At 52.9% G+C, this 11,253-nt stretch carries 9 protein-coding genes and 2 pseudogenes; 10 read left to right on the top strand and 1 reads right to left on the bottom strand.

From position 1 onward, the window contains the following. Positions 1-38 precede the first annotated feature (38 nt). The 9 genes and pseudogenes from DW904_RS19910 to DW904_RS19870 all read left to right on the top strand — a co-directional run bounded on the left by DW904_RS19910 (position 39) and on the right by DW904_RS19870 (position 8,321). Positions 39-200, top strand: coding sequence for a Maff2 family mobile element protein (locus tag DW904_RS19910; protein ID WP_096920789.1), 162 nt, complete (start codon positions 39-41; stop codon positions 198-200). Positions 201-219: 19 nt separating this feature from the next. Further along, positions 220-1,089 (top strand): VirB6/TrbL-like conjugal transfer protein, CD1112 family, encoded by an 870-nt coding sequence (locus DW904_RS19905; RefSeq protein ID WP_002584320.1) that lies wholly within the window; start codon positions 220-222, stop codon positions 1,087-1,089. 177 nt (positions 1,090-1,266) lie between these two features. Further along, positions 1,267-1,668, top strand: coding sequence for a PrgI family protein (locus DW904_RS19900; protein ID WP_007037042.1), 402 nt, complete (start codon positions 1,267-1,269; stop codon positions 1,666-1,668). Then, positions 1,619-4,056 (top strand): annotated as a pseudogene (locus tag DW904_RS19895) (conjugal transfer protein TraE). Before DW904_RS19900 ends, DW904_RS19895 begins: the two are co-directional and overlap by 50 nt. Beyond that, positions 4,053-5,012, top strand: a complete 960-nt coding sequence (locus DW904_RS19890; RefSeq protein WP_006876012.1) for a site-specific DNA-methyltransferase — start codon at positions 4,053-4,055, stop codon at positions 5,010-5,012. Before DW904_RS19895 ends, DW904_RS19890 begins: the two are co-directional and overlap by 4 nt. A 35-nt stretch (positions 5,013-5,047) precedes the next feature. Continuing rightward, a pseudogene (locus DW904_RS19885) lies at positions 5,048-7,116 on the top strand (CHAP domain-containing protein). Positions 7,117-7,154: 38 nt separating this feature from the next. After that, entirely contained in the window at positions 7,155-7,433 is a 279-nt protein-coding gene (locus DW904_RS19880) for a DUF4315 family protein (protein ID WP_004607957.1), read from the top strand. Next, positions 7,426-8,136, top strand: a complete 711-nt coding sequence (locus tag DW904_RS19875; RefSeq protein WP_004607958.1) for a DUF4366 domain-containing protein — start codon at positions 7,426-7,428, stop codon at positions 8,134-8,136. Before DW904_RS19880 ends, DW904_RS19875 begins: the two co-directional genes overlap by 8 nt. Further along, a complete protein-coding gene (locus DW904_RS19870) occupies positions 8,133-8,321 on the top strand; it encodes a hypothetical protein (protein ID WP_004607959.1) in 189 nt (62 codons plus the stop codon). The genes DW904_RS19875 and DW904_RS19870 overlap by 4 nt, the downstream gene beginning before the upstream one ends. Before the next feature lie 10 nt (positions 8,322-8,331). Here DW904_RS19870 and DW904_RS19865 read toward each other — a convergent pair whose 3' ends face one another. Then, a complete protein-coding gene (locus tag DW904_RS19865; RefSeq protein WP_004607960.1) occupies positions 8,332-9,084 on the bottom strand; it encodes a Shedu anti-phage system protein SduA domain-containing protein in 753 nt (250 codons plus the stop codon). A 78-nt stretch (positions 9,085-9,162) separates the two neighbouring features. Between DW904_RS19865 and DW904_RS19860 the strand changes: the two genes are divergently transcribed. After that, positions 9,163-11,247 (top strand): DNA topoisomerase 3, encoded by a 2,085-nt coding sequence (locus DW904_RS19860; protein WP_007037046.1) that lies wholly within the window; start codon positions 9,163-9,165, stop codon positions 11,245-11,247. Positions 11,248-11,253 lie beyond the last annotated feature (6 nt).

Here is an 11,253-nt window from a genome sequence, read left to right as displayed (position 1 = left end):
TGGACTTGCCCGAATAACCGCCCGACCTATCCGACACAATGCGCAAGTGCCGGATAGGAACGGCAAAATTTTTTACACTTCTATTACTTCTTTATCGCACATCAGTAAAGAGCCAGGGCATGAAGCAGCTTATGGCGGGCGGCGGCGTTGCCCTTATCGGCATGACCCTTGTACCGCTGCTTTCCGGCTTGTTCGGTTAAGAAGCGCGGGTAAAGGCTTATGCAGAGCATACTTGACGCGATTAACGAATGGATAAAGGAAATCCTCATAGGAGCCATAAACGGTAATCTGTCAACTATGTTCGGGGACGTAAACGAAAAAGTCGGCACTATCGCCGCAGAGGTAGGGCAGACCCCGCAAGGGTGGAACGCAAATATATTCTCCATGATACAGACCCTTAGTGAAAATGTAATCGTACCCATTGCGGGGCTTGTCATTACCTACGTCCTATGCTATGAGCTTATCAGCATGGTAACGGAAAAGAACAATATGCACGACGTTGACACTTCCATGTTCTTCAAGTGGGTGTTCAAGGCGTTTGTGGCAGTCTACCTTGTGACGCACACCTTTGACATTACTATGGCGGTGTTCGATATGGCGCAGCACGTTGTTTCCGGCGCGGCGGGGGTAATCGGCGGCAGCACAGAGATTGATGTTGCCGCCGCCCTTGCTTCCATGCAGAGCGGGCTTGACGCTATGGAAATCCCCGAACTGCTCTTACTTGTCATGGAAACAAGCCTTGTGAGCTTGTGCATGAAAATCATGTCCGTACTGATAACCGTTATCCTCTACGGGCGCATGATAGAAATTTACCTTTACTGTTCGGTATCGCCTATCCCGTTTGCAACTATGACGAACCGGGAATGGGGGCAGATAGGAAACAACTACCTAAAATCCCTGTTCGCTATCGGTTTTCAAGGCTTCCTCATTATGATATGCGTCGGCATTTACGCGGTTCTGGTAAACAACATGATAATAGCGGACAATCTGCACAGCGCGATATTCTCCCTTGCAGCCTATACCGTTATCCTCTGTTTCTCCCTGTTCAAATCCGGCGCACTGGCGAAGTCGATATTCTCCGCGCATTAGCGGCGTGTCAAGGGCAGGGTGGAGATTTTCAGAGCGAAGCGGCGAAAATACGACCCGACCTTGACGCGGATAACCCCCATATAATACGGGCGGGCAAAGGGCATAGATTGACCTTTGCCTTGATTACCCTTATGGAAAATTACAGCAACACCAAACCCAGAGAAAGGAGGTTTTCACTTGGCGTATGTACCCGTACCCAAAGACTTATCCAAAGTCAAGACAAAAGTAGCTTTCAACCTTACCAAACGGCAGATTGTATGTTTTGCGGCGGCTCTCCTGTTCGGCTTGCCGCTTTTCTTTCTGCTCAAAGACAGCACAGGCACAAGCCTTGCGTCTATGGCTATGATTGCCGTCATGCTGCCCTGTTTCCTCTTTGCCATGTATGAGAAGCATGGACAGCCCCTTGAAGTGGTGGTGAAGAACATCATACGGACAAAATTCATAGCCCCCAAAGAACGACCATACAGGACAGACAACTTTTATTCCGTCTTAGAACGGCAGAGAAAACTTGAAAAGGAGGTATCAGCGATTGCAAAAGGAAACACGAAGAAACAGCGCGGCGGGAAGCACAAAGCCTAACCCGCCCCGCAAGCTCACCCGCGCCGAGAAAAAGCAGATTGCGGAAATCATCAGACAGGCAAAGGGCGACGGGAAAGCCCACACCGCGCAGCAGACAATCCCCTATATCCAGATGTACCCGGACGGTATCTGCAAGGTTACGGGACGGAAATACTCAAAGACCGTCGCCTTTGAAGATATTAACTATCAGCTTGCACAGGCAGACGACAAGACCGCCATTTTTGAGAACTGGTGCGACTTCCTCAACTACTTTGACGCTTCCGTTTCGGTGCAGCTTTCTTTCATCAATCAAGGGACGCAGCGCGGCGAAGCGGAAAAGGCGGTCAATATCCCGGCACAGGAGGACGCTTTCAATTCTATCCGCACAGAATACCGGGATATGCTGAAAAACCAGCTTGCAAAGGGCAACAACGGGCTTGTCAAAGCAAAATATATCACCTTTGCCATTGAAGCCGACAGTCTGGGCGCGGCGAAATCCCGCCTTGCCCGTATCGAAACGGACGTACTCAACAACTTTAAGCTCTTGGGCGTGTCTGCCCGCCCCATGACAGGCTATGAACGCCTTAAAATGCTGCATGGCATTTTCCACCCGGAGGGCGGGCAGTTTGCCTTTGATTTTTCATGGCTTGCCCCGTCCGGGCTTTCCACAAAGGACTTTATCGCCCCGTCCTCTTTCCGTTTTGGCGAGGGGCGTTATTTCCGCATGGGGCGCAAAATCGGCGCGGTTTCATTCCTTGAAATCCTTGCGCCGGAATTAAACGACCGTATCTTATCTGACATTCTGGACTTGGAAACGGGCGTTATCGTCAATCTGCATATCCACAGTATCGACCAGACCGAAGCCATAAAGACAATCAAGCGCAAGATTACCGACCTTGACAAAATGAAAATCGAGGAACAGAAGAAAGCGGTACGCAGCGGCTATGACATGGATATTATACCGTCCGACCTTGCCACTTTCGGCAGCGAAGCGAAGAATCTCTTACAGGACTTGCAGAGCCGGAATGAAAGAATGTTCCTCTTGACGTTCCTTGTGGTGAACATGGCGGACACGAAGCGGAAACTGGAAAATGACGTATTCGCGGCGGCGGGCATTGCACAGAAGAACAACTGCGCCTTAACCCGCCTTGACTACCAACAGGAAGCGGGGCTTATGTCCTCTGTACCGCTTGGGGAGAACCTTATCCCCATTCAAAGAGGGCTTACCACGTCAAGCACCGCTATCTTTATCCCCTTTATCACACAGGAGCTTTTCCAGACGGGCGCGGCTTTGTACTACGGCTTAAACGCCCTTAGTAACAACATGATACTCTGCGACCGCAAGCAGCTAAAGAACCCCAACGGCTTAATCTTGGGTACGCCGGGAAGCGGGAAATCCTTTGCCGCCAAACGGGAAATGACAAACGCTTTCCTCATTACCGACGACGACATAATTATCTGCGACCCGGAAGCAGAGTATTTTTCCCTTGTGCAGCGGCTTGACGGGCAAGTGATACGCTTATCCCTACGGGCAAGGGCATTGACGGGAAGCCCCAGTATGTGAACCCTATGGATATTAACCTCAATTACAGCGAGGACGACAGCCCCCTTGCGCTGAAATCCGACTTTATCCTCTCCCTCTGCGAGCTTGTCATAGGCGGCAAGGAGGGCTTGCAGCCCGTCGATAAGACCGTCATTGACCGCGCCGTTAGGAACGTGTACCGCCCTTTCCTTGCAGACCCCGACCCGGAGAAAATGCCTATCTTGGGCGACCTCTACAACGAGCTTTTGAAGCAGCCGGAGCCGGAAGCGGCGCGTATTGCGGCGGCGTTGGAGCTGTATGTTTCCGGGAGCCTTAACGTATTCAACCACCGTACCAACGTGGAGCTGAACAACCGCCTTGTCTGCTTTGACATCAAGCAGCTTGGGAAGCAGCTCAAAAAGTTAGGTATGCTCATTGTGCAGGACCAGGTATGGAACCGCGTCACCGTCAACCGGGCAGAAAGGAAATCCACCCGGTATTTTATGGACGAATTTCATCTTCTCTTGAAAGAGGAACAGACCGCCGCCTATTCCGTTGAAATCTGGAAGCGTTTCAGAAAATGGGGCGGCATACCCACAGCCATTACGCAGAATGTCAAGGATTTGCTTGCTTCCCGCGAAGTGGAGAATATCTTTGAAAACTCTGATTTTGTCCTCATGCTCAATCAGGCGGCGGGCGACCGGGCTATCCTTGCGAAGCAGCTCAACATCTCCCCGCAGCAGATGAAATATGTCACCCACACCGAAGCGGGCGAGGGGCTTATCTTCTACGGGAACGTGGTGCTGCCCTTTGTAGACCGCTTCCCGAAAGACACCGAGCTTTACCGGGTAATGACGACGAAGCCGGAGGAAGTGGGCGAAGCATGAACGGGCTGAAAACTGACACCATCATCAACCGGGACGCGCTCTATGCCTTGCGGGAGCTTCCAGAGGAAAGCGTACACTGTTGCGTCACAAGCCCGCCCTACTATGCGCTTAGGGATTATGGGCTTGATATGCAGATTGGGCGGGAGGACACGCCGGAGCAGTACATTGACAGGCTGACCGAGGTTTTCCGCGAGCTGCGCCGGGTACTGCGTTCTGACGGTACGCTCTGGCTGAATATCGCGGACACCTACTGCGGCACAGGGAACAAGGGCTACCATGCAGACCCGAAGAACCCGAAAGGCAGAAACGGACAGCAGATTGCAAAAAACAACCGCGTTTCCGGCTGCAAACAAAAGGACTTAATCGGTATCCCTTGGCTTTTAGCTTTTGCCCTACGCGCTGACGGGTGGTATTTACGGAGCGACATTATCTGGCAGAAAGAAAACCCCATGCCGGAGAGCGTGAAAGACCGCCCTACCCGCTGCTATGAACATATCTTTCTGCTTACGAAGTCAAAGAAATATTTCTATGACGCAGCCGCCATAGCCGAGCCGTTAGCCCCCACAACGGCGGCGCGGTACCGCACCGGGCGCAGCGCGGGACAGAAATATGCGGACGAAGTACCCGGACAGGGGAAAGTACAGGGGCTTAACCGGGCGAGAAGCGGCAGCTACTACGACGAAGCCCTCATGCCGACCATGCGGAACAGGCGGGACGTGTGGCTTATCAATACCGTACCCTACAAGGGCGGGCATTTCGCCGCGTTCCCGCCAAAACTTGCCGAAACCTGTATCAAGGCGGGCTGTCCGAAAGGCGGCGTTGTGCTTGACCCCTTTTTCGGCAGCGGCACGACGGGAGCAGCCGCAAGGCAGCTTGACAGGCATTATATAGGCATTGAGATAAACGCCGAGTATTGCGCCCTTGCAAGGGCGCGGATTGGAGGGACAGAAAAATAAAACAGTATCGAGCGCGTGAGAAAGTCACGCAGAAAATGACCCGCGAGGGGGCTGTCGAGGTAAACGCCGCCACCGGGAAAAAGAAACGTATCAGCAAGCGGATAAGGGACGCGGACTTTGCAAAGACCGAAGCACCGCAGCCGCCGGAACAGGCAGCGCAGACCATACCGGGCGGCGCAGCTCCCGCGCCCACAGCCGCCGCGCCGCCGCTTCCCCATGCGCCGGGGGCAGAACGGGAACAGGACACCGCCGCAGCCGAGCGCGTCTTGGAGCGTATCGACGGGGCGCGTACCAGAAAGGCGAGCAAAAAGGCGGCGAGGAAAGCACAGGCAGAAGCCACAGCAAAAGAAAAATCTTCCCGCTTGCAGTTTACCGACGAGGAACGGGCAACGCCGGAGCTTGAAAGGTATATCCGAAAATCGGACAAAGCAGCCGACCGTCTGGACGCGGCAAAGGCGGCTATCCCCAAAGAAAAGAAACTTGTACGGGAGCGCACCTTTGATGAAGCCACCGGGAAAGGCAAGACCCGCCTACATTTTGAGGAACAGGAAAAGCCCATAGGAAGGAATAAGCCCCACAATAACCCGCTATCCCGCCCCGCACAGGAAGCGGGTATTTTCGTCCACAACAAGATACATTCCGTTGAAAAGGACAATTCCGGCGTTGAGGGGGCGCACAAATCCGAAGAACTGGCAGAGCGCGGCGCAAAGTACGGGACGCGGAAAGTCAAGGAGGGCTACCGCAGCCACAAGCTCAAACCCTACCGGGCGGCGGCAAAGGCAGAGAAAGCGGCGTTCAAGGCGAATGTGGATTTCCAGTACCATAAATCCCTACATGACAATCCGCAGATTGCGGGCAATCCCCTTTCCCGCTTCATGCAGAAGCAGCAAATCAAGCGGCAGTATGCAAAGTCGGCAAGGAAAGGCGGCGCAAAAACGGCGCAGAAAGCCGCAGAGAACACCCGCAAGGCGGCAAAAAAGACCGCCGAGGAAACAAAAAAGGCAATCGCTTTTGTAGGGCGGCACCCGGCGGGCGTATGTATCGCCGTTGCCGCGCTGCTCTTATTCATCATGGTATCGGCGGGGCTTTCCTCTTGCGGCTCCATGTTCTCCGGCTTGATGAACGGCATACTTGGGACTTCCTACACGTCGGAGGACAGCGACCTTGTGGCGACGGAAAATAATTACGCCGCAAAGGAAAACGAGCTTCAGCAGCAGATTGACAATATCGAAAGCACCCACCCCGGCTATGACGAATACCGCTATGACCTTGACAGTATCGGGCATAACCCCCATGAGTTAGCGTCCTACCTCACCGCCCTTTTACAGACCTACACCCCGCAGAGCGCACAGGCAGAACTAAACCGCGTCTTTGCCATGCAGTACACTTTGACGCTGACGGAAGAAACGGAAATCCGCTACCGCACAGAAACAAGCACAGACCCGGAAACAGGGGAAACGACCAGCGAGGAAGTACCTACGAGTACCATATCCTCAACGTGAAGCTGACGAACAAGCCCATTTCCGAGATTGCGGAGGAACTTCTAACGCCACAGCAGCTTGAAATGTACCGCGTCTATCTGGAAACAAGCGGAAACAAGCCGCTGATTTTCGGCGGCGGCTCCCCCGATATGGGCGCGTCCGAGGATTTAAGCGGCGTACAGCTTGTAAACGGCACACGCCCCGGCAACACCGCCGTTGTAGACCTTGCGAAGCGGCAAGTCGGCAACGTAGGCGGGCGACCCTTTTGGAGCTGGTACGGATTTAACAGCCGCGTGGAATGGTGCGCCTGTTTTGTTTCATGGTGCTACAATCAAGCCGGGAAAAGCGAGCCGCGCTTTGCCGGGTGCCAGTCACAGGGCGTACCCTGGTTCCAGTCACGCGGGCAATGGGGCGCGAGGGGCTATGAGAATATCGCCCCCGGCGACGCTATCTTTTTCGACTGGGACGGGGACGGGAGCGCAGACCATGTAGGGCTTGTTATCGGGACGGACGGGGAGCGCGTCTATACCGTCGAGGGCAATTCCGGCGACGCCTGCAAGATAAAGAGCTACCCCGTCAATTACTCCTGTATCAAGGGCTACGGCTTAATGAATTGGAACTGACAACAAAAAAATGAAAATCTGAAAGGAGAAATTTATTGATGGCTATGAACAAAATTGAACGTATCGACAAGGAGATTGCAAAGACCCGCGAGAAAATCACCGAGTACCAGAATAAATTAAGGGGGCTTGAAGCGCAGAAAACCGAAGCGGAAAACCTGCAAATCGTACAGCTTGTGCGCTCCATGCGCCTTTCCCCGCATGAGCTTTCCGCTATGCTTTCCGGGGGCGGTATTCCGGGCATGGAAGCCGCGCCGGGCTACCCCGCAGAACCCGCAGACCACGACACCGAAGAAATGGAGGACACCGAGAATGAATAAGAAAATCCTTAGAACACTGACCGCACTTTGCGCCGCCCTTATGCTTTCGGGCGGCTTTTCCGTCACCGCTTTTGCACAGACCCCGGAGGGAGAGGACGACACCAACGACAGCGGCGTTGTCTACGAGGAACCCCAAAAGGAAGAACCCCTTACCCCGGACGGGAACGCGACCCTTGTAGACGATTTCGGCGGCAACAAGCAGCTTATCACCGTAACGACCAAAAACGGCAATTACTTTTATATCCTCATTGACCGGGACGACGAGGGCGAGAACACCGTACATTTCCTTAATCAAGTGGACGAAGCCGACCTCTTAGCACTTATGGAGGACGGAAGCACCGAAGCAGCCCCGCCCGCCGTTTGCAGTTGCACCGAAAAATGCGAAGCCGGAAAGGTAAATGTGAGCTGCCCCGTCTGCAAGGACAACATGACCGCTTGCAGCGGCAAGGAAGCAGAGCCGGAAACCGAGGAACCGCCGGAGCTGCCCAAAGAGAAAGGCAATGCGGGCGGGCTTGTGCTTTTCCTTGTCGTGGCACTTCTTGGCGGCGGGGGCGCGTTCTATTATTTTAAGTTTATGAAGCCGAAGCAAAACGTCAAGGGCGGCACCGACCTTGAAGATTTCGATTTTGACGACTACGACGAGGACGAGCCGGACGAGGGGGACGGGCTTTCTGATGAAGAACAGGAGGACGAGGAAGCATGACCCTGTTTACCGACAATCCCTTTGAAAAGATGATGATACAAAGACCGGGCGGGCGGCGTGACAATGCGCCGCCCGTTCCCCATTCCCCGGCTTGCGCTTCCTGTCCGTACAAAGGGCAGCTCCCTTGTGTGGGCTACTGTCTGAAACAGGTACAGGAGAAAAAGGCAAGTGAGCCGGAACGCTGAAAATGGACTTTTAATTTTCGTTTGCAACATCTATGAGATTTTCGTAATGCAAAAGTGTTATGTTATTTTCATTTTGCAGTTGGAGCTTTCTATCACGAATATTCTCAAAATCTTTACGGAGTCCGGCTATCACAGCATAGTAGATTTGATAAGGGCAATATTTGTATAATTGTCTGGGTAACTTTGTATTGGAGAATGAGTGCTTTTCCAATTCTGCTACAATTACATTCCAATTTGCAGCAATATACATTTGCCAATCCCTAACCTGTTCAATCCCTTTATTGATTACTTCCCCGAAACGAGTACCTTTTTCTTTTGTTATCCGCCCGTTGGGAGCTTCTAATTCCACAAAGACAAATTGATAACCGTCTGAACTATTACCTATGAGCAGATAATCAGCCACATAAGCCGACCCGATTTTGAACTCTGGAAAGATATAATTATCGTCATGGTGTCCTGTTCTGTAATAATGCCGTAATAAGCCAAACAAATAATTCCATGCACGATTAGAAGCTATCCAATTTAGTATAGCTCTTTCTGTTGTATCGGAAGAAGTAATCAGTTGATAAAACTCTTTTGTCGTATCATATATAGGTGTGAACCTTGAATAATGGTTGTTGGGAAATAGCGAAGTAGCACACTCAATAAAGTAATCCATTTCTTTGTTTTTACCGCGCCTGTAATGCCCGCCACGTTTTTTATTCATTGCTTCTTCCTGTTCATCAGTAGGAGCAAAAACATCGAAAGTATGTATTGATTTCATATTGTCACCTGTTTCTTATAGTAATGCTTAAAGTATAAACCAATTTCAAACCTAAAACAACCGAAAGGAGAACAGAAAATGAAACTGATTATTGCAGAAAAGCCGAGCGTGGCGCAGACTATCGCCGCCGCGCTTGGCGTTAAGGAAAAGAAAGACGGATATATCGAGGGCGGCGGCTGCCTCATTTCATGGTGCGTCGGGCATTTGGTACAGCTTGCGGAAGCTGCCGCCTACGGGGAGCAATATAAAAAATGGAGTTTTGAGAGCTTACCCATTCTGCCGGAGGAATGGCAGTACGCCGTTGACCCGGACAAGGGGAAGCAATTCAAAACCCTAAAAGAGCTTATGCACCGCGCCGACGTTTCCGAAGTGGTAAATGCGTGTGACGCGGGGCGCGAGGGAGAATTGATTTTCCGCTTTGTCTACGAAGCGGCGGGCTGCAAGAAGCCCATGCGCCGCTTGTGGATTTCCTCAATGGAGGACGGGGCAATCAAGGCGGGCTTTGCTTCCCTCAAAGACGGGCAGGAATACGACGCGCTCTTTGCGTCTGCCCTCTGCCGCGCAAAGGCTGACTGGCTTATCGGCATTAACGCCACCCGGCTTTTCTCCTGCCTGTATGGAAAGACCTTGAACGTGGGGCGCGTCCAGACCCCGACCTTAAAAATGCTCACCGACCGGGACGCGGCTATCTCCCATTTCCAGAAAGAAAAATATTATCATGTGCGCCTTGATTTATCCGGCGCGGAAGCGGCAAGCGGGAGGATTTCCGACAAGGCAGAAGCCGACGCGCTGAAAGGGGCTTGCGAAGCGGAAACGGCGGTATGCGTTTCCCTCACCAGAGAGAAGAAAACCGCAGCCCCGCCGAAGCTCTTTGACCTTACCTCTTTGCAGCGGGAAGCGAACCGCATTTTCGGCTACACCGCGAAGCAGACCCTTGACCTTGCACAATCCCTTTATGAAAAGCGGCTCCTTACTTATCCGAGGACGGACAGCAGCTTTCTTACTGACGACATGGGCGGCACCGCAGCGGGCATTATCGCGCTGCTTTGCGAAAAACTCCCCTTTATGGCGGGCGCGGACTTCACGCCGGAGGTTGTAAAGGTATTAGACAGTAAAAAAGTATCAGACCACCACGCAATCATTCCCACTATGGAGCTTGCAAAGGCTGACCCGGACGCGCTGCCGGAAAGCGAGAAGAATATCCTTACCCTTGCGGGGGCGCGTCTGCTTTTTGCCACCGCCGAGCCGCATATTTATGAAGCGGTTACGGCGGTTTTCTCATGCGCCGGGACAGACTTCACCGCAAGGGGAAAGACCGTACTTGCGGAGGGTTGGAAAGAGCTTCAACGCAGATACCGGGCGACGCTGAAAGATAAGCCCGAAGCGGAGGACGGGGAAAATGCAGACGTGACGCTGCCGAAGCTTTCCGAGGGACAGGGCTTTCCTAACCCCGCCGCAAAAGTAACGGAGCATACCACAACGCCGCCGAAGCCCCACAGCGAAGCAAGCCTTTTGTCGGCTATGGAACGCGCCGGGAACGGGGACACCGACCCGGACGCGGAACGCCGGGGGCTTGGCACTCCCGCCACCCGCGCCGCCGTCATTGAAAAACTGGTAAAGGGCGGCTTTGCGGAGCGCAAGGGGAAGCAGCTTATCCCTACCAAAAACGGGAACAGCCTTATCTGTATTCTGCCGGATATACTCACTTCCCCACAGCTTACCGCAGAATGGGAAAACAATCTGACGCAGATAGCAAAGGGAGCCGCAGACCCCGGCGAATTTCTGTCCGGCATTGAAGCTATGGCGCGGGAGCTTGTGCAGACACACGCCGCAGCACTGGACGGGAAAAAGGATTTGTTCCGGGAGGAAAAGCCCTCTGTCGGCAAATGCCCCCGTTGCGGTTCCCCCGTCCATGAGGGGAAGAAAAACTATTATTGCAGCAACAAAGAATGTGCCTTTGTCATGTGGAAGAATGACCGCTTTTTCGAGGAACGCAAGACCGCTTTTTCCGCGAAGATTGCCGCCGCGCTCCTTAAATCCGGCAAGGCGAATGTGAAGAAGCTCTACTCCCCGAAAACAGGCAAGACCTACGACGGAACTATCGTTCTGGCTGACACTGGCGGGAAATACGTCAACTACCGTATCGAAGTGCAGAAGAACTAAAAACTT

Origin of the sequence: Ruminococcus sp. AM42-11, assembly GCF_003480145.1 — a bacterium.
GTDB lineage: Bacteria > Bacillota > Clostridia > Lachnospirales > Lachnospiraceae > Blautia_A > Blautia_A faecis.
Note: the sequence above shows the minus strand (reverse complement) of the source record. Positions and strands in the feature narration are given on the sequence as shown.